This is a genomic window from Brevibacillus sp. AY1 (assembly GCF_029870785.1).
In the GTDB taxonomy this organism is placed as follows: Bacteria; Bacillota; Bacilli; order Brevibacillales; family Brevibacillaceae; genus Brevibacillus; species Brevibacillus invocatus.
This window is the reverse complement of record NZ_JAFLPN010000007.1, coordinates 38,200-57,929: the sequence shown is the minus strand read 5'-3', so window position 1 is coordinate 57,929 and position 19,730 is coordinate 38,200. Positions and strand designations below refer to the sequence as shown.

Here is a 19,730-nt window from a genome sequence, read left to right as displayed (position 1 = left end):
ATAGTAACACAGTGGAAAATCAGATTTCAACGCAAATTGTGTCGTTATTGTGTAAAATTCTGAATTATGTCTAGCGCCCGCTCAGCAAGTTTTTCGTTTTTCTCCCGTTTGTTGCGAATTCGTTCTGGCCATTCGGGTACCAGTCCAAAGTTTGCGTTCATCGGTTGAAAATGCTTAGGGTCAGCCGTCGTAATGTAACGCGCCATACTTCCCATAATCGTTTCTGGTGGTAGGACTAGAAGCTCTTCCCCTTTTGCCAGGCGTGCTGCGTTAATCCCAGCCAGAAGGCCCGAAGCAGCTGACTCTACATATCCTTCGACGCCTGTCATTTGACCTGCAAAAAACAGCGTGTCACGATCCTTGTATTGATAGGTCGGTTTCAGCAGCTTTGGCGAGTTGATGAACGTATTGCGATGCATCACGCCATATCGAACGATCTCGCAGTTTTCCAGACCCGGAATCAAGGAGAATACGCGTTTTTGTTCCGGCCATTTCAGATGGGTTTGAAAACCAACGATGTTGTAAAGTGTAGCTGCACCATTATCCTGACGAAGCTGAACCACTGCATACGGCTTTCTTCCTGTGTGCGGGTCTGTCAGCCCTACAGGCTTCAACGGTCCAAACACCATGGTTTTACGACCGCGTTTGGCCATGACTTCAATCGGCATGCAGCCTTCAAAGAAGATCTCTTTCTCAAAGTCCTTCAATGGTACGGCCTCAGCGGCAATCAACTCGTCGTAGAAACGATTAAACTCTTCTTCCGTCATCGGGCAATTCAGATAGGCTGCTTCACCTTTGTCATAGCGAGAAGCCATGAACACTTTGTTCATATCGATCGAGTCTTTTTCAATGATCGGCGCTGCTGCATCGTAGAAGTACAGATACTCTTCACCTGTCAGATTCTTCAGTTGCTGCGAAAGGGATGGTGAAGTGAGTGGTCCCGTTGCAATTACGACAATCCCTTCAGGAATCTCCGTAATTTCTTCCTTCACGACTTCAATCAATGGATGAGTGCTGACGGCATTGGTCACGTATTCAGCGAATTCATGGCGATCCACCGCGAGAGCTCCACCAGCTGGAACGGCACAGCGGTCGGCTGCTCCAATAATGACGGAGCTGAACCGACGCATTTCTTCTTTTAATACACCGACAGCGTTTGTCAGTGCATTTGCGCGGAGGGAATTGCTGCAAACCAGTTCTGCAAATTTGTCCGTATGGTGGGCTGGCGTCTGTGTCTTTGGTCTCATTTCATATAATCGAACCGGGACTCCGGCCTGGGCAATTTGCCAGGCGGCTTCACTTCCTGCCAGGCCAGCGCCCACGACGGTTATTGGTGCTTGTGTCATGCTGTTAATCCTCCAAGCCTTTAAAAAATCTGATCAAGAATCTGCTTCTTCCTGATAGTCACAGTTGGTACATACGATACTGACACCCTGCTTTTTGCGTTTCTTTTCCACGAGCAAATGCGAGCATTTCGGACACGGGCGTGCAATCGGTTTGTCCCATGATACAAAATCACATTCAGGATAGCGATTGCAACCATAGAAAATCCGGCTCTTCTTAGATTTACGTTCGATGATCGATCCGGTTTCACATTGCGGGCACTTCACGCCGATTTCTTTGACGATTGCTTTCGTGTTTCTGCAATCCGGGAATCCCGAGCATGCCAGAAACTTGCCGAATCGCCCCAGCTTGTAAACCATGACTCTTCCGCACAGCTCGCACATTTCATCGGATTCTTCATCTTTAATCTCAATTTCTTTCATCTCTTCTTCTGCAAAAGCAACACGCTTGGCAAAATCGCCATAGAACGAATCCAGAACTTTTACCCACTCGGTAACGCCTTCCTCGATGCTGTCCAAACCCGACTCCATATTAGCCGTGAATTCCACGTCAAGGATTTCAGGAAAAAACTCTTCCATTAAAGTAATGACGATTTCACCAAGCTCCGTGGGGACAAAGCGCTTCTCCTCTAGAGCAACATACCCGCGTTTTTGTATGGTTTCCATAGTAGGGGCATACGTGGAGGGACGTCCAATGCCTTTTTCCTCCAGCGTCTTGACAAGGCGGGCTTCAGAGTAGCGTGGTGGTGGTTGAGTGAAATGTTGATTCGACTCCAAATCCAGCAGCTCCAAAACCTGACCTTCTTCAATCGGTGGCAAGAAGCTTTCCTCTTCGTTGCCATCATCATTTCCTTCTATGTAGACCTTCATGAACCCAGGAAATTTCACTTTGGAGCCTGTCGCCCTGAAAACAACGCCGCCTGCTTCGATGTCCACACTCATGGTATCCAGCACTGCAGATGACATCTGGCTAGCTAGGAAACGCTCCCAGATCAATCGATACAAGCGCAGTTGGTCCCGCGACAAAAACTGTTTGATTTCATCCGGAGTACGCATGACTGCAGTTGGGCGAATCGCTTCATGGGCATCCTGAGCATTTTCATTCTTGGTTTGTGCACGGGGCTCTGCCAACACATAATCAGGTCCGTATTTTTCTAGTATGTACTCTTTTGCTTCGTTTTGTGCAGTCGTAGAGATACGGGTAGAGTCTGTACGCATATAAGTAATCAAACCTACAGCGCCTTCCTTGTTTCCTACATCGATCCCCTCATACAGCTCTTGCGCAATCCTCATCGTCTTGGCCGTACGGAAATTGAGCTTTCTTGCCGCTTCCTGCTGAAGTGAACTGGTGATGAAAGGAGCAGCAGGGTTGCGTCTACGCTCCCGCTTGGTCACTTTCTGCACAACATACTTCTGGTCTTTGATTCGATCAAAAACTTGTTTTACATCTTCTTCAGAGGAAAGCTCTACTTTTTCTTCGCCATAGCCATAAAACTTTGCTTCAAATTCCTTGCCCATGCTCAACAGCTTGCTTGCAATGGTCCAATACTCTTCAGGTACGAACTGTTGAATTTCTCGTTCGCGATCCATGATGAGCTTTACCGTAACAGACTGAACGCGTCCAGCGCTCAAGCCCTTTCGAACCTTTTTCCAGAGAATTGGACTGATGTTGTAGCCGACTAGACGGTCCAGTATGCGTCTTGCCTGCTGTGCATTCACCAGGTCCATATTGATATGCCGAGGATGCTTGAATGCTTCCTTAATCGCATCCTTGGTGATCTCGTTGAAAACAACCCGAAGAGGCTGATCCAGATCGAGGCCCAAGTATTGTGCCAAATGCCAAGCGATTGCTTCCCCTTCGCGATCCGGGTCAGCTGCGAGATAGACTTTTTTTACTTTTTTCGCTGCGTCCTTCAGAGCTTTTAATACGTCTCCCTTGCCGCGAATCGTTATGTATTTCGGTTCAAAGCCACGTGTAACGTCAACTGCCGTTTGACTCTTCGGAAGATCGCGCACATGGCCCATAGATGCTTTTACAATATATTTGCTACCCAGGTATTTCCCAATAGTTTTCGCTTTCGCAGGGGATTCTACGATTACGAGCGTGTCAGCCATTTTTTTCCTCCCCTTTTAGTAAGGAATCTCCCCTATTATTAATGATGCCTATCCGATTTGTCAAACATCTGAACGCGTCTGGCAGCATGAGGATTGTACTTTGGTCATTACCTACGAGCGAAATAACCACCCGGCAAACTAATCACAATCCCTTTGCTTTCAAGTACAAGAAGTGTTTGATGCAGCATTTTGCGCTCGGAAATCGAAACGCGCTCCAGAAGCTGATCGGCATGCACACCCTCTTCTGTCAGCAGATCGTAGACGGCTTGCTCCCTATCATCCATCGACACTTTTCGTGTTCTTTCTATATTAATAGATGTTTTGCTGTCCATGAATAAGTGCGGCCACTCCTCCCAAATATCCTTGCTCGTTGTCACTAGCTTTGCACCTTGCTTGATCAAATTATTCGTACCAGTGCTCATTTCTGAGAAAATGGGCCCTGGTACCACAAAAACGTCCTTTCCCTGCTCCAAAGCACAATCGGCAGTGATCAATGAGCCGCTTCGTTCTGCTGCTTCTACAACAAGAACCCCGAGACTAAGGCCGCTAATGATGCGATTTCGATCCGCAAACAATCCAGGGACAGAAGGTGTACCTGGCGCATATTCAGAGAGAATGAGCCCGAATGATTCCATCTGCTCATACAGCTTTCTATGACCTGTGGGATAGATCTGATCGATGCCACAGCCCATCACACCAATCGTTTTACCTCCTGCTTTTAACGCTGCTACATGCGCCTCTCCATCAATTCCGTAGGCTAACCCGGAGACAATGACGAATCCCCTCTGCGCCAAATCCTTTGCGAAATGAGCACAGGCTGCACGGCCGTATGGTGTTGGTTTTCTCGATCCTACGACACCCACAGCAGGATATTCATGCAACAAGGAAAGATCCCCACGATAAAAAAAGGCGAGCGGAGGGTCTGGAATCTGAGAAACCTGACGAGGAAAGGCTTGATCCAGAAAGCAAAGGTACTGAATTTCATCCGTCATCCGCTCCCATGAAAGCCGTAAGATCCATTCTATTGGCGAGCTTTTCCCCAACGATTTAGTCATTGCTTCCTTCAGCTTCAGTTGATCAATCAGGTAATCCCATTCGTCCATCGCCGCTGCAAAAGATCCGTACGCCTCATAAATAGCCCAAATTCTTTTTCTGCCCAGACCCGGAATTTTCAACAAAAAGTACAAGATATCCCGTTCGTTCACGCTATTCCACTGCATGATTACACGCTCCCCGCTCGTACCTTTGGATTGTTTTCCAATTGTAACGAATAACAGCGAGCTGCTCAAAAATATTTCTATCCGTCGAAATCGATGACGTACGACTCGACAACAGACTGCATTTTACGCCATAACAAAACGGACTAGCCTGAGCCAGTCCGTTTTGAATTGCGACATATATGGCTTATTTAGACAAAACTTTGTCCAACATGCCACGCTCGGTCAGTACTTCTACCAATGTTTCACCAATAGCTGCAGGGGTTTTCGCTACGCGAACACCGCAAGATTCCAGCTTGGCAATTTTCTCAGCAGCCGTACCTTTACCACCGGAAATAATTGCGCCAGCATGACCCATGCGTTTTCCTGGAGGAGCTGTTTGGCCACCGATGAAGCCCACTACTGGCTTCTTCATGTTAGCAGCGATCCAGTCAGCTGCTTCCTCTTCCGCAGTACCACCGATCTCACCGATCATGATAACCGCTTCTGTATCAGGGTCTTCATTGAACATTTTCAGGACGTCGATGAACTCCATACCTTTTACAGGGTCACCACCGATACCTACAGCAGTAGATTGACCGATTCCACGAGTAGAGGTTTGATGTACCGCTTCATAGGTCAACGTGCCAGAGCGGGATACGATTCCCACTTTACCTGGTGTATGGATATATCCTGGCATGATGCCGATTTTGCACTCGCCTGGAGTGATGACGCCTGGGCAGTTAGGACCAATCAGCTTGGTCTTTTTGCCTTCCATGTAACGTTTTACTTTTACCATGTCGAGAACTGGGATACCTTCTGTAATGCAGATTACGAGATCCAGTTCAGCGTCTACTGCTTCCATGATCGCGTCAGCAGCGAAAGGAGGAGCTACGTAGATTACAGATGCATTTGCACCCGTTTTTTCGACAGCTTCCGCCACCGTGTTGAAAATTGGAATACCGTCAACTTCAGTGCCACCTTTACCCGGTGTTACACCGCCAACCATTTGTGTACCGTATTCAACTGCACCGCGAGTGTGGAACAAACCGGTTGCACCTGTAATCCCTTGTGTAATGACTTTTGTATTTTTATTTACGAGAATACTCATCGCGTATTTTTCCCACCTTTTTATACGTATCTGATCGCTTAATTTACTTCACCAAAGATACGATTTTCTCTGCGCCATCCGCCATGGATTCAGCAGCTACGATATTCAAACCGGATTCATTCAGGATTTTCTTCCCGAGCTCCACGTTGGTACCTTCCAGGCGAACAACGAGTGGTTTGTCCAATTTGATTTGTTTCGCTGCATTTACAACGCCGTTTGCGATGACGTCGCATTTCATGATGCCGCCGAAGATGTTGACAAAAATACCTTTTACTTTTTCGTCACGAAGGATGATTTTGAACGCTTCCGTAACTTTTTCTTCAGTAGCTCCGCCACCTACATCAAGGAAGTTGGCAGGATCTCCACCGTAGAATTTCACGATGTCCATTGTAGCCATCGCCAGACCTGCACCGTTTACCATGCATCCGATGTTACCATCGAGTGCGATGTACGCGAGGTCATATTTGGAAGCTTCAATTTCCTTCTCATCTTCTTCATCCAGGTCGCGAAGAGCCACGATGTCAGCATGACGATAGAGAGCGTTACTGTCAAAGTTCAGTTTGGCATCGAGAGCCATTACTTCACCATCGCCAGTAACAACCAGTGGGTTGATTTCTGCAATCGAGCAATCTTTGTCAACAAATGCTTGATAGAGGCTCATCATGAACTTCGCAGCTTTGTTGATCAGTTCTTTTGGAATGTTAATGGCATAAGCCAGTCGGCGAGCTTGGAAAGCGTTCAGACCAGTTACCGGGTCAATGACTTCCTTGAAGATTTTTTCTGGGGAGTGTTCTGCCACTTCCTCGATCTCCGTACCGCCTTCTTCAGACGCCATCATCACTACGCTGCCTGTTGCACGGTCAACGACTACACCAACGTAGTATTCTTTTTTGATGTCGCAACCTTGCTCGATCAAAAGGCGCTTTACTTCTTTTCCTTCTGGGCCAGTTTGGTGAGTCACCAGGACTTTACCCAGAATTTCCCCGGCGTATGTACGAACCTCATCGAGGTTTTTCGCAACTTTTACGCCACCCGCTTTACCGCGGCCACCTGCATGAATCTGAGCCTTTACTACATTGATCTGTGTTCCGAGTGCTATGGCAGCTTCTACTGCCTCGTCCACTGTGAAGGCAACGCGTCCTTCCGGAACCTTCACACCGTACTGTTTAAGTATCTCTTTACCTTGATACTCATGAATGTTCATTCTCCATCCTCCTATGGCAGATAAAGATCGGCAGGCTATTTGACTGGTAAAAAAACATCCTGTCCCAGTCAATTCCTCCACTATCAGTGCAACAGTTTCTATTCTACGATAAAACTTTCAAAAGTGGTAGTAATATGTTTCTCATATATCCTGACCATTCACACTCATCTTCATGAGTTCATTCGTTATTTTCTAGAAGAATCAAGGAGTTTCAGAATATTATGGTCTAAATTATTGTGAGAAAACCATGATTGATCAAGTTTAAAAGTGAGAGGATACATTTCGATCGTGCGCTTCGTATCGCTGGAAACAAAATGAAGGACGTACTGTTTTTCTCCTGGTTGACTCGGTGCATCAGGAAGTGGAGTAGCGCTTTTGATTAGGCGAACGATCTGATGTGCCTTCCCCTGTTCCTTGGTTGTGGTTGTCACATCGTACTCATGATCTTCAACATCGGTCCTTCCTGCTTTTTCAATGCGCAGCTTGTTCGCCTTGAATAGCTTTTCGTAGATATCGTCCGTTTTTTCTTTTGGTGGAAGCCAGGAGGTCAATTGGGAAAAAAGGGCACCTTCTACATGAAAAGTGAGCGTCTCCCTGCCAAATGGAATCGAGATCAAGGTAGGCGTTAGAACCGTAACCTCCAAAGGTTTTTCGTTGGAGTGAATACGCATCCTGTAATACGGGTGCAACGGATACTGTTTTACCCCCTGTTCCAATTCGGGATCAGCAGAACGCAGCAGTTGTTTGACTGCATCTCTTTCTGAATCCTGCAACAATTTGGTCGATGAAAGGTCCTCTGCCGACAAGTAGATGTTGTTCATCTCTTGGGCTAGAATACCAGTACCTACTTGCTTATGTACCCATTGGTAAAAGGTCTTTGCACCATTTCCTCGAAATGTACGATCTCCATACTGACTGGCTTTTTCACCGATAGGGACAACCAAGGGTGCCAAATCCTTCCTGTACAGTACTAATGTAAAGCGAACTTCTCCCTGGTCGAGCGGTTCAGTAGATACCTCTAGATCTTGACCTTGCTCCGTGAGTTCCTTCATAAAAACAGGCAGTTCCAGTGCAACTTCCTGTCCATCCGTTGACATGACGGTCACCTTTTCAACCGCCCCCAATTCCGTTTCAATGCTCCCTCTCATGTCGGTTTTGATCCCTTGATTATCCTGGGAACATCCCGTCAGTACTAAGCCGGCTACAAGTAGTGGAAATAGGTAAGCACGAAAAGACGATTTCATGCAATCTAGCCTCCCTCGCGTGTGTTCTGTCTACTGAAGCTACAGAAGTCCCAATCGACGGCTGATCTCACTGCCAAGTTTTCGCTTCACATATATTTCGCCGATTTGATGCGGATCTTTTACAACCACCGAGCGATTGTTGGTCCGAATGACTACGTACTTTTCCCCATTTTTATCAAGTCCGCAAATCAGTTCAGAGGAAACCTCTACAAAGATGATGACAACATACTTATCCATTACCTTTTTCAAGGAAATTTTAGGGAAAGGAGTGAGAAATGGTGTCGTTTTATCCTGGATGTACTGTGTTATGGCAAGCACGTATTTATCCGGGTCTCCGTATTGCTCTACTTCATGATTGACTCCAACAATACTCCCTTCGTCTGTGATCCCCAAAAACAGATTTCCGTTGTTTGAATTGGCAAAGGCCACTACACTTTTTATAATTCCACTTTTGGATAACAAGAAATCGCGTTTGAATTCGATCATGTCGTTCTCACCCAATTGGATCGCAACCTGCGGGTCTTCGACTCGGCCCAAATAGCGGAAACGGCTGATGGCACCCAAACGATAGACGTACTCCTCAAAAATATCTGACGGCAAAGTGATATCTTCCAGGACTGCATCTGTGTTTTGCCACAGCTTGTAGGTCCGGGGTGAAAAGCACATGTCAAACAATACTCTGCTCCCTAACGAACGGATGTTCATTCCGATGGAAGCAGGTCTCTTCAGAGAAGGTTGATAAGGAGGATCGCTTTCTACTTGAAGGACCCCTGCGTACAGCAGCATATCAAAATAATGACGAGGCAATTTCGCCCTATGCTTTAACAATTCCCGTTCAGGTGTGGCTCGTGCTGTCAGGTGATAGAAGTCAAAATGAACTTCTACATCATCCAGGGAAAGGACAACGGCTAAAAACGAATACAGATGGCGCATGAAATTCCCTCGTTTTATGTTATTTGTCATCTCTCGTTTGTTGGTCATATTTTAACGCAATCATCTGTTAATTGACTAGTCATTTCTCACTATTGTCTCCTTTAGACCTATGTCTACAGAACTACTAAAGGCGAGGAACACTCGGCAAAAAGAGTGTCACTCGCCTTATTTGCTGCACGGAAAAGTCATGATGCATCTACGCTTGATAAGTTTGTAGGATGGTTTGAAGTTTGAAGGACAAACCCATCTCTCCTTTAATCTTCAGCTTCCCCATCATAAATGCCGCTGTAGGATTCATGTTCCCCTGAACCAGCTTGATAAAATTTTCATCGGATAATTCCAGGGTACATCTAGCCTCCTCCAACGCTTCCTTCGAGTATGTAGCCTGATTATTCCCAATTTTCACCTGATACGTTCCAGCTTCTTCACCACTTAGCTGAAAGTGGTAGACAACCGACATCCCTTGAATCCCTTTTGGATCCGCATTGATTTTATCCAACAAATCCGTGATGGTTTTCTCGACGGACATATGTCACCCTCCCTCGTCTATTTTGTATATTTTTAGCATTTTTCCCCAAATAAATCTACCATGGCTTATTCCAAGATATGTGCAGCGACGACCGCGTTTGGGTGGAATGATATTCTGATTAAGCAAAAGTCCCTACACAATAAAGAAATAAGCCGGTACATTCCGGCTTATTTCACTCGAACTGCAGTACCTGTTGCAATCACCATCATCATACCTTCACGCAGTGTTTCAAAGTCCAGGTCAACACCAATGACAGCATTCGCTCCTAGTGTACGTGCTTTTTCCGTCATCTCCCGGATCGCCATCTCGCGTCCTTCTGCCAGTTTGCTCTCATACGTACCACTTCTTCCACCGATAATGTCCGTAATTCCCGCGAGAAAATCTCGGACAACGTTGGCCCCCATGATCACTTCGCCACTCACGATGTCAAGATAGGCTTCAATTTCTTTCCCTTGCAAGGTACTGGTAGTTGTTACGATCATTTCTGACAGCCTCCTAATATCCATATTATCCATTTCACTGAGTAGTACGATTCAAGGAAAGCAGAGTTGCACTTTTCTGCAGGGCCTACTACCTCATCATCAGAAAGTGTATGTATTGTCGAGAACCCCTATACCCCGATTTCCACAGGGGCTGGGTTAATAAGGTCTGCTCACACTCCGGTTTTTGGCAGACGTCGATAACAGACTCGCCCTCTCCATCAATTCACGAAGCGAAAGAGAGAAAAAATCGGAATCTAGGTAGCCATTTACATGTCCTACAGCTGCAGATATTTGGACGTGGCGGATATCGATTGGCTTTTCCATGATTTCCAAGTAGGAAAAAACATGATTGTCATCAGCCGTAGATATCACAACAAACTCATCTCCCGCATATCTGCTTAAAAAGTCATACCGATCATCCATCAAATCGGATAGAACATTCGAATACTCACGGATTACATCATTTCCAAAAGGATGACCGTAAAGCTTGTTGATTTGACCAAAGTTGTTTAAATCAATAAACAACAGATGAAACGGGGTCCCTTCTTTCAATAAGCGTTCCCCAATGGACTGAATGTAGGGAGCGCGGAATAAGCCAGTCAATGGATCTGTATATTCCGCAATTCTCATCAATACAGCTTCTCTCGTTACTCTTCCAACCAATCTTTCCTCGTCCAAAATCAATATTTCTTCGATTCCGGAATTTCTGATAAGCCGATCAGCATCCCAAATGCTCTGATCCACCGACATGTTGATTGTCTCGGAAGTCATGGCATCTGCAACAATTCGATTGGGATGGGAAGAACGAACATCTCTTGAAGTCATAATTCCGATAACATCGTCATGTTCGACTACGATCAAAGAGCTGACATGATGCTCGTTCATTCGCTCTGCCGCATGGGCAACACTTTTTTCAGAGGTTATGGTATGAAGATCGGTCGTCATGATATCGGATACGATCATGACAGCTCCACCTCGCGTTGAACCGTCACGGCTATTTTTAATTCAGACCGCAACACCATCGAATCGCTGATCATTCGCTCAGCTTCCTCTAGGATAATGTTCATGAGTCGTTTTTCATCAATCATTTGCAATAGCGTATTGCGCAACAAAATGGCTTCAATTTTGGGATGATCCATTTTCAATAGTGTAAACTGCTCTGGTGAGAGTGCCTCCGCCATTCTTCTCACTGCCTCAGGTCCAATGGGGGCTTTCCTCCCGATAATTAATAAATCCTGCATCGGTGGTACTTCGAATTCCGATATTTTAAGGGAAAGCGTCGCTTTCCTGGAATATACGTTCCTATCACTCATTTCACTATCCTCCACATTCATCCTAAGGTCCCTTTCAACCTTCCGGGTTTCCCAAACAAATAGCCCTGGCCGTTTTTCACCCCTAGTCGTGCAGCACAGTCGAAATCCTTTATTATTCTCTACGCCTTCCAGAATGAGTTGAATGTCATTTTGGCAAAACTCTACAAACAATCGTACCACTTGCTGCTTTTCCTTCGAGACGGAGAGCAGCTTGGAATAATAACGATCAACCTTAATATAATCTGGCGCCAGATCATGAATATTGCGAAACGTATCCGTTCCATCCCCAACATCATCAAGTGCGATTAAAAAACCTCGTCTCCGCAAGTCTGATACTCTTTGGATAAAGACCGAATCATGACGCAGTTCGCTTTTCATAATGGATTCATTGATTTCCAACACGGTACGATTGAGGAAGGGCAAGTAAGCAGCGGAGATTTCCTCCACAAAAGGAAGAAATGAAGTTTCCATAATTGTCGATGGAAACACATTTACAAAGAGTAGCCCATTTTTATGATTTGCCGGTAATTGGAAAAAGGCAGAAATAGCATAATACAAAGATTGCATATCCAATTCTGCCAGCTTATGTTTCTCTACCGCTTCCTGAAAAAACGCTTCCGGATGAATGCCCGCCGCATTGCGAAACAATGCTTCATAACCCAATCTCGATTTCCCTAAAAAATCACATATAGGCTGGAACTCGTGATAGTATTCTTGTTTCTTAAACTTTTCCGCAACACGATCCATCAAATGTCCTTTCTCTTTCCAAGTAAATGATGTGATGGGCAAAAGAAGAGCTACTACATCCATGAAGGAGCCACTCAAATGGTTCCGAGTGATTGAATAACCAACCAATATGTACAAACGGATGAACAGTCCGAATTCGTGTACTGTCAATTATTCCTAACAAAAAAAGGATCATTGTCGAATTGCAATTCGACATTATAAGCCTTTATCCCTATCTTTATTCGCCAAATTTTTGCAAAATCCTCTCCAAAAAGTACTATTTACCTCCAAGTAACCTGTACGTTACAAAAATGTCACTTTTTTCATTATGGCACCATTACATGCTTCATCAAGGATTTCTTATTAGATCGTTTAGTGGGCGTCTTTTTCCTGTGGATGAAAAGTAAGGTTGCTCGTTGTTTTTTAATGGGGATATCGGGATCTCAGTGGAAGGTAGTCGAGAAATATATGGTCACCAATTGTGGCCTGACGGTAATCTAGTCAAATGGGATTCGGGCAGTTAACCCGAACAAAGAAGTGGAATAACGTATAAGAAAAAGATTGTAGATAGTCTGAATATAGAATGGGAAAGGATGAATCCAGATGACTTCCTCAACCATGTCTTCCCTTCGTGTACCTGTTGGTCACACTTTTCCGCTCTTGCTGGCTGCCAATCCATCGACCGGCTATCAGTGGGAGCTTTCCACTCCTGTAGATCCCCGTTTTCTTGTTTTGCTTTCCAATCAGTATGTTCCAAATGAACGATCAGCACGAGTTGGCCAGAGTGGTCATCAGGTTTTCCGTTTTCAATCCTTGCATACAGGGATGACTTCCATTGCGCTCAAGTATTGCCGACCTTGGGACACCGGTGATTGTGCAGCTTTTGCTTTTTATACGGTTGAGATTTTCTAAATCTTTATACAAACCAAACTCGGCCATTTGGGGTCAATTTGCGATGCCGCGATCCAAAGCCCGATATCGAATCGCCTCTGCTACATGGGCCGCTTCAATTTTTGCAGTGCCATCCAAATCCGCAATGGTTCTCGCCACTTTGACGATCCGGTCGTAGGCTCGCGCACTCAGACCCAACCTATCAAATGCAAGCTGCAGCAATTCTTGACCTTCTTTATTTAGACTAGCATACCGACGTATTTCTCCGCCATTCATCGTACTGTTAAAGGGACTGCCCGGCCGATGGGAATATCGTTCCAATTGGATGAGGCGCGCCTGTTCTACTCGTTTTTGGATATCGAGAGTGGATTCTTCTTCTACTCGTTCGTGCAATAACTGAACGGGCACTCGTGGAACTTCCAAATGTAAATCGATGCGGTCGAGCAGAGGTCCAGATAATTTGGAGCGGTATTTCTGAATTTGCAGTGGTGAGCAGGAACAGGCTTGTTGGTCACGAGTCCCGAAGAATCCACACGGACAAGGGTTGCACGACCCAATGAGCAAAAATCGAGCGGGGAATGTAAATACCTGTTTGGAGCGGCCAATCGTGACTACTCCCGCTTCCAAAGGTTGACGTAATACTTCTAAGACGTGGCGTGAAAACTCAGGCATTTCATCGAGAAAAAGGATTCCTCCATGGGAAAGGCTGCATTCACCGGGACGAGGGATTTGCGCTCCTCCCCCAATCAGAGCTGTTGCTGTAATCGTATGATGTGGTGAACGAAAAGGTCGTTCACTAATCAAACCGCTCGTACGTGTCAATTGCCCTGCGATACTGTATATTTTGGTCACTTCATATGACTCGTCCATGGTCATTTGCGGCATAATCCCAGGAAGGCAATTCGCCAATAAAGTCTTACCCGAGCCAGGTGGCCCGACAAGAATGACATTATGAAAGCCTGCTGCAGCGATTTCCAAACCGCGTTTCACGAATTGCTGTCCATAGACATGGCTGAAGTCTGGACAGCCGTTTTCACCGCGCAACCGGATCGCTTTTTTCGTGTTTTTCTCGTAGGTAGTGTTATTTTCCCATTCCTCAATCCAAAATCGAGTTGCCTCGCGTAAATGTTGGGCAGGCAAGACGGCCATATCCACCAGGTGGGCTTCTGCTTCGTTTTGGGCAGGTAGGATGACATGAGTAAAGCCGTTTCTTTTCGCTTCCAGCAGTATCGGTAATACACCTGTTACAGGACGCAGCGAACCGTCCAACGCCAATTCTCCAAGGATCAGAATCTTCCCTTCACGGGGTGGAATTTGTTTGGAGGCAAGCAGGATGCCGATCGCGATAGCCAGATCAAAACCGGAGCCTTCTTTACGCTGATCAGCCGGGGCCAGATTTACCGTAATGCGCTGCATCGGGTAGTCATAACCAGCATTTCGAATTGCTGCCCGGACACGGTCCCGTGCTTCTTTAACGGCCGAACCGCCTAATCCGACCAGGTCGAACTGCGGTAGTCCATTGGCGATATCTGTTTCGACTGAAACCATCATGCCATCAATTCCAAGAATGGCTCCGGAATAGCTGCAAGCGTACATACGTTTCCCCTCCTGCTTTTAGGATAGAAAAAGAAAGGGAGGGATGGCAAGATTATTTGAGAGGTTTTGGGGAGTGTTACTAACTCAACTTTCGCAGAGCGAAAATGAGCGTATTTCCTTGGTACAACAAGTTTAAAGCCGATTTTAGAATGCTCCTTGAAAAATAGAAAAACACCACTCTGTTTGGTAATATGAAAGTGACTAAACAATCACTACCATACAGAAGATTTAGCATGCAAGCCGTATGGGGCACGTTCACTATATTGAAATATAAAAAACAAGACCTACTGAACTTCCAATCATTCAGTAGGTCTCTTCGTTTCTTATTTCACCTTCACTTTAATCTCTACTTCTTCACCCTTATATTCTGCAGTGATGACAGCAGAGCCTTTCTTTTTCCCAGTCACTACACCATCTTTTACTGTAGCAACAGAGGATTTCGACGTACTCCATTTAACATCAGAGCCGGATACTTTTTTACCATTGTAGGTTACTCGGATGGTTTCTGTTTTCCTGACCTTGACGGAAATTCTATCGTCATCCACCTCGAGGCTATCAGCGTCTTCCACCGTCACTTCGATGGTTGTTTTTGCGCCTTTATAGGTCGCAGTAATGGTAGCCGTACCTTTTGCCTTTGCTTTGATCGTACCTTTATCTACCGAAGCGACTGAGGATTTCGAGGTTCCCCATTCTGCTTTTGAATTGTTCAGTGTGTCCCCATCGTACTTCAGTTTTACTTTCTTGGTGTCACCTTTTTTCAGGGTGATTTTGGTTTGAGTGGCTTCCAGCTTTGATTTGCTTTCTTCTACGGTGACTTGAATATCAACGAACTCATCTTTATAGAATGCGGTAATTGTCGCGGTACCTTTGGCTTTGGCTGTGACCACACCATCATTAACAGATGCGATCGATGATTTTGAAGAACTCCAGACTGCTTTTGAACCCGTAACGGTTGCGCCATCATATTTCAAACGGATGGTTTGCTTTTCATCCGCTTTGAGCGTTATTTTCGATTCTGTCGCTTCTAGTTTTGCTTTGCTGTTTTCAACCTTCACTTCGATATCGACGCTCTCGCCCTTATAGACGGCATTTATGGTTGCGGTACCTACTCCTTTTGCAGTTACTACGCCGTCTTTTACAGTCGCAACGGATGATTTAGAAGAACTCCAAGCCGCTTTCGAGCCTGTAACGTTGGCTCCATCGTATTTCAGTCGAAGCGTCTGAGTGTCACCCTTCTTCAGCGTAACCTTGGTTTGTGTCGCTTCCAGCAGGGCTTTATCGTCCTGTACGGTTATCTCAACATCGGCAAACTCACCTTTATATACCGCAGTAATCGTTGCTTTTCCTTTTGCCTTTGCCGTTACTACTCCGTTGTTGACTGTAGCTACTGCTGAATTAGAAGTAGCCCATCCAGCGCTCGAACCCGTTACATTTGTCCCATCGTACTTCAACTGAATCGTTTTCGTTTCTCCCTTTTTCAAAGACACTTGCTTTTGCGTCGCTTCCAGCTTCGCCGTATCTTCTACGGTGACGGTGACTTTTACGGATTCATTCTTATATTTTGCAGTGATCGTCGCTGTCCCTTTAGCTTTTGCAGTGACCACACCATTTTTCACCGTTGCGATCGAGGAGTTCGAGGTCGTCCAAGTTGCATTGGAGCCAGTCAATGCTTTTCCGTTGTAGGTCAACCCAATCGTGCTGGTTTTTCCTTTTTTGATCGTCACTTTGCTTTGTTTTGCGACAAGACCTGCATCTTCATTGACTGTTACGCTGATCGTAACGGATTTGCCGCTGTATTTCGCTGTAATGGTTGCCGTGCCTTTGCCTTTTGCTGTAATCGTGCCGGTGTTGCTCACTGTTGCCACAGTAGATTTCGAGGTAGTCCAGGTTGCTTTAGTGGAATTCAGTGAAGAACCACCGTAGGTCAGCGTAACTTTCTTCGTGTCTCCTTTATCCAAGGTGACTTTGTTGATGTTCGCTTTCAAGGTGTTTGCGCTCTGTACCGACGACGCCTGAATTTCAGATGAAGCAGGCGCGATTTCTTGTGCTTGAGACATTACGGGTATAGATAAATGAATGCTGCTTGCTAGGACCGCCGCCAAGATCCATTTGGACAATATATTTCTGGTTTTTCGTTGCATGATAAACCTCCTAAATATTCCTGCTACTTGATTAGACGTTTGTCACTGGAAAATGTAACGCATAAAAGAAAATAATAACACTGTTTCTTTGAATTTTTTTTGAAAAACTTGTCCGTCTTCGAATTTTTCAAAAAAAAAAGCCTTCCAGCCTGGCTGGAGGGCAAAGATTGTTGCTTGGAGGAGTTTCATCGCGTCGAGTACAGTACATCATACGTCAAGGTGCGGAGTGTTGCTGTAGACGAATCCCCAATCACTACGGTCTCAAGCGCCCGTTTTTCCATTCCAGCACATCTTTATTTCTTTTAAAAAGCATATTCGATGTGCTGGATCTGCGTAGTCTTGTCCTTTAGATCTCCGGTTGGGCAATGGATCGCGATAACATCCATGCGGAAGGCTGGAAATGAGTGTGAGTGGCTCTGCAAGTACGAAAGGGCTAGCTCCCGCAGTTTGTTTCTTTTTCTCCAGGTGACAGATTCTCCTGCCGTACCATATGTAGGTTGCGTTCTCGTCCGAACCTCGACGAAGACCAGCGTATGCCCATCAAGTGCAATGATGTCGATCTCGCCTTGTCGGGAACGCACATTTCTGTCCAGAATGTGATAGCCCTTTTCCTGTAAAAAAAGACCTGCAAGCTCTTCACCTTTTTGTCCCAGGATTCGCCTTTTGTCCCTCATCTATTTCTTTTTTCCTCCCTTATCCAAGCGGTATACAAAAGCAAGGACTTCCGCTACAACCTGATACAACTCCGGAGGAATTTGTTGGTTCAAGTCCAGCTTGCCCAGTACTTCAACCAGCGAAGGATCCTCCTGAACAGGAACGTTGTTGTCCTTGGCAGCTTTCAAAATATTCTCGGCGATGTAGCCAGTTCCCTTGGCCACCACTCGGGGCGCTTCCATCGTTCCGGCCTGATATTTGAGCGCTACCGCCTGTTTGCGCATATGCTTGTCTGGAGCAGTCTCCTGATTCATACTCGCAGGTCCACCCCTTTGTAATCGGTCATCAGGGTAGCCTTTGCGGCAGACACTGTGGTCGATTTACCCTGCTGCTCAGGAATGGGTTGTACGCGCATCGAGGATAACGAGTAGCCAATCTCTTGAAGCTGATCGGTGAATCCTCCCTTGATGGCATGGGCCAATGCTTCTATGCCAGGGGTGTCATTAAAAATTTGCAGATTGACGATTTTTTTGACAATGTTCACATCGATCATGGTCGTACCTAATGCTTGCAGATTGAGATGGAAAAAGAGTCGGCAGTTCTCTGCATCCAACTGGCCTGAGCCTTTTTTCTTGGATTCGATTTGTACGTACGCGGTTTCTTCGCCTTGCTCGGTTCGCAGAGGAATTTGCATCACGATTTGAGACAAGGATTGATTAGCTGGCTGCGTCAGCATGAGTTGTTGTCCTGTCACCTGCTGCAAAAGCTGGTCTGCAGCTTCACGCAATGCGACTGGTATGTTCGAATTGCTTTGCGTCAGCTGGAGCAGCATCGCTTTCACGCTCTCCATCTGCTTTTGGACACCAGCGTCCCAAGAGATTGACCCAGCTAAAGCTTGTCCCATCAATTCTCGTTCATGTGCGAATCCCAGTTGCTGAAACAGCTGCTGGATCGGATTTGAACGGCCCGCAGTTTGCGCTGTATGAAGGTTTGCTTCGATTGGACGACTAACATTATCCGTCACAGGTTGCAGAGTAGATCCGACAACGCTCCCTTGTGCAGGCTGAGTGGTTTGCTGTCCTTGAGTGGGGGTTCCCGTACCTTCTCCGGAAAAAGCGCTGTTGGAACCTGTCGATGCAGTAGGATTAAAACCAGTCTGAACCGGGGTTTGTCCTGGTGGACTCTGGCTTTGCAATGGATTGCTGAGGGAGCTGACGACGCTTGGCTGACTTCCCATCGTCTGAACAGGCGGCTGCTGCATCATTACACCATTCATCGTTTGAGGCGATCCCGCCTGCTGGGATGCTGCCTGATTAGCAGAAGCTGGCACATTTGTTGGCTGCTGGTTGCCTAGCTGCTGCGGTTGTTTGACTTCATTGCCACGAATGCCGGAAGATTGCGCCGGTCTGGCCTGTTGTTCCACTTTTCCGTTATCTAGGATCTGTACAGGCAGACCCGCTATTTTCTCTTTCAATTGGGTGACGAGCTGGCGTAGATCCCCGACAGTTGCCTGCACCGCTTGAGTCTGGCCTTGAACCTGACCTTGTGCTTGTGGCTGAGGCTGCACTTGTCCCTGTCCGGCCGAATTCGTAGCGCCTGAACCGACTTGTCCGGTTTGTGCAGGGGACAGATTCTCATTTGCCTCCAAAAAAAGTGCGGCTTGCTGCAGAAAGTTTTGCATCAATGTGCTCATCGGACGCTCGGAAAAAAAAGCCTTGAGCCCCGCTACCGTATCAGGTGTCAGCGGCAAATTTCGCTTCATAGCTGTCATGAAGGCTTGAATCGTCGCATTGTCCAAGCCCAGCTTTTGTGCCACCCCGGTAAAAGCCTGGACCGTCTCCTTGGTGACAGGCAGATTCCCGTTCATCAAAGCCTGCACGATGGCTCGACTTTCTTTTGTTTCAGGCAACCCGAGTGAACGCATCAGTCCTTCCAACGTCGCCCCGCCCTTGCCTTTTCCCTCCGCAGGGGTGTCCAGAACCTTTAACGTGACGACATCAGATGAAGGCTGAACCTGCAGCCATGCCTTTTGACCAGGCTCCAGATTGGCTTCCAGTTTGGCCTGAACCTGAATGGGGCCGATCTGTACCAAGGCCATTTGATTCGGATAGTGCTTGATTACGGTGCCTTTGAATACCTGTCCCGGAGTAAGCTCAATCGGCTTGGGAGCAGCAACGTTTGCTCTCTGGGTCATCGATTGGATCAATTGCGATGGGGAAAACATGATGAATCTCCTCCTTTATGACAGGGAA

17 protein-coding genes are annotated in these 19,730 nt (G+C 46.4%); 1 reads left to right on the top strand and 16 read right to left on the bottom strand.

The features are described 5' to 3' along the window. Window positions 1-44 precede the first annotated feature (44 nt). The 11 genes from trmFO to JZI27_RS08755 form a co-directional block, all read right to left on the bottom strand. Entirely contained in the window at window positions 45-1,346 is a 1,302-nt protein-coding gene (trmFO, locus tag JZI27_RS08805; RefSeq protein ID WP_122907564.1) for an FADH(2)-oxidizing methylenetetrahydrofolate--tRNA-(uracil(54)-C(5))-methyltransferase TrmFO, read from the bottom strand. Between the two features lie 33 nt (window positions 1,347-1,379). Next, window positions 1,380-3,458 (bottom strand): type I DNA topoisomerase, encoded by a 2,079-nt coding sequence (gene topA, locus JZI27_RS08800; RefSeq protein WP_251243432.1) that lies wholly within the window; start codon window positions 3,456-3,458, stop codon window positions 1,380-1,382. 107 nt (window positions 3,459-3,565) lie between these two features. Next, on the bottom strand, window positions 3,566-4,678 hold the full coding sequence (dprA, locus tag JZI27_RS08795; RefSeq protein WP_251243431.1) for a DNA-processing protein DprA: 1,113 nt from the start codon (window positions 4,676-4,678) through the stop codon (window positions 3,566-3,568). Window positions 4,679-4,862: 184 nt separating this feature from the next. Then, window positions 4,863-5,765 (bottom strand): succinate--CoA ligase subunit alpha, encoded by a 903-nt coding sequence (gene sucD, locus JZI27_RS08790; RefSeq protein WP_122907567.1) that lies wholly within the window; start codon window positions 5,763-5,765, stop codon window positions 4,863-4,865. Window positions 5,766-5,808: 43 nt separating this feature from the next. Further along, window positions 5,809-6,969, bottom strand: coding sequence for an ADP-forming succinate--CoA ligase subunit beta (gene sucC / locus JZI27_RS08785; protein ID WP_280207320.1), 1,161 nt, complete (start codon window positions 6,967-6,969; stop codon window positions 5,809-5,811). A gap of 185 nt (window positions 6,970-7,154) precedes the next feature. Beyond that, entirely contained in the window at window positions 7,155-8,213 is a 1,059-nt protein-coding gene (locus tag JZI27_RS08780) for a hypothetical protein (RefSeq protein WP_280207319.1), read from the bottom strand. Window positions 8,214-8,252: 39 nt separating this feature from the next. Next, window positions 8,253-9,146 carry an AlbA family DNA-binding domain-containing protein gene (locus JZI27_RS08775; RefSeq protein ID WP_280207318.1) on the bottom strand — a complete coding sequence of 298 codons (894 nt, stop codon included), beginning with the start codon at window positions 9,144-9,146 and terminating at the stop codon, window positions 8,253-8,255. 196 nt (window positions 9,147-9,342) lie between these two features. Beyond that, window positions 9,343-9,675: an SCP2 sterol-binding domain-containing protein gene (locus JZI27_RS08770; protein ID WP_280207317.1), complete on the bottom strand. Its 333-nt coding sequence runs from the start codon at window positions 9,673-9,675 to the stop codon at window positions 9,343-9,345. Between the two features lie 167 nt (window positions 9,676-9,842). After that, complete coding sequence (locus JZI27_RS08765) at window positions 9,843-10,157, bottom strand: YbjQ family protein (protein ID WP_122907572.1); 315 nt, start codon at window positions 10,155-10,157, stop codon at window positions 9,843-9,845. Window positions 10,158-10,313: 156 nt separating this feature from the next. After that, a complete protein-coding gene (locus JZI27_RS08760) occupies window positions 10,314-11,120 on the bottom strand; it encodes a GGDEF domain-containing protein (RefSeq protein ID WP_280207316.1) in 807 nt (268 codons plus the stop codon). Then, window positions 11,117-12,280, bottom strand: a complete 1,164-nt coding sequence (locus JZI27_RS08755) for an EAL domain-containing protein (RefSeq protein ID WP_280207315.1) — start codon at window positions 12,278-12,280, stop codon at window positions 11,117-11,119. Before JZI27_RS08755 ends, JZI27_RS08760 begins: the two co-directional genes overlap by 4 nt. Window positions 12,281-12,799: 519 nt before the next feature. Between JZI27_RS08755 and JZI27_RS08750 the strand changes: the two genes are divergently transcribed. After that, entirely contained in the window at window positions 12,800-13,108 is a 309-nt protein-coding gene (locus JZI27_RS08750) for a protease inhibitor I42 family protein (protein WP_122907576.1), read from the top strand. A 33-nt stretch (window positions 13,109-13,141) separates the two neighbouring features. On the opposite strand, the gene JZI27_RS08745 is transcribed toward JZI27_RS08750, so the two are convergent. The 5 genes from JZI27_RS08745 to JZI27_RS08725 all read right to left on the bottom strand — a co-directional run bounded on the left by JZI27_RS08745 (window position 13,142) and on the right by JZI27_RS08725 (window position 19,702). Beyond that, the gene (locus JZI27_RS08745) at window positions 13,142-14,683 is read right to left on the bottom strand and encodes a YifB family Mg chelatase-like AAA ATPase (protein WP_122907577.1); all 1,542 of its coding nucleotides are present in this window, start codon (window positions 14,681-14,683) and stop codon (window positions 13,142-13,144) included. A gap of 323 nt (window positions 14,684-15,006) precedes the next feature. Next, the gene (locus JZI27_RS08740) at window positions 15,007-16,800 is read right to left on the bottom strand and encodes an Ig-like domain-containing protein (protein WP_280207314.1); all 1,794 of its coding nucleotides are present in this window, start codon (window positions 16,798-16,800) and stop codon (window positions 15,007-15,009) included. Window positions 16,801-17,126: 326 nt separating this feature from the next. Then, window positions 17,127-17,498 (bottom strand): YraN family protein, encoded by a 372-nt coding sequence (locus JZI27_RS08735; protein ID WP_122907579.1) that lies wholly within the window; start codon window positions 17,496-17,498, stop codon window positions 17,127-17,129. Next, window positions 17,499-17,792, bottom strand: coding sequence for an EscU/YscU/HrcU family type III secretion system export apparatus switch protein (locus tag JZI27_RS08730; RefSeq protein WP_122907580.1), 294 nt, complete (start codon window positions 17,790-17,792; stop codon window positions 17,499-17,501). It abuts the gene before it with no gap. Further along, the gene (locus tag JZI27_RS08725) at window positions 17,789-19,702 is read right to left on the bottom strand and encodes a hypothetical protein (protein WP_280207313.1); all 1,914 of its coding nucleotides are present in this window, start codon (window positions 19,700-19,702) and stop codon (window positions 17,789-17,791) included. The genes JZI27_RS08730 and JZI27_RS08725 overlap by 4 nt, the downstream gene beginning before the upstream one ends. Window positions 19,703-19,730 lie beyond the last annotated feature (28 nt).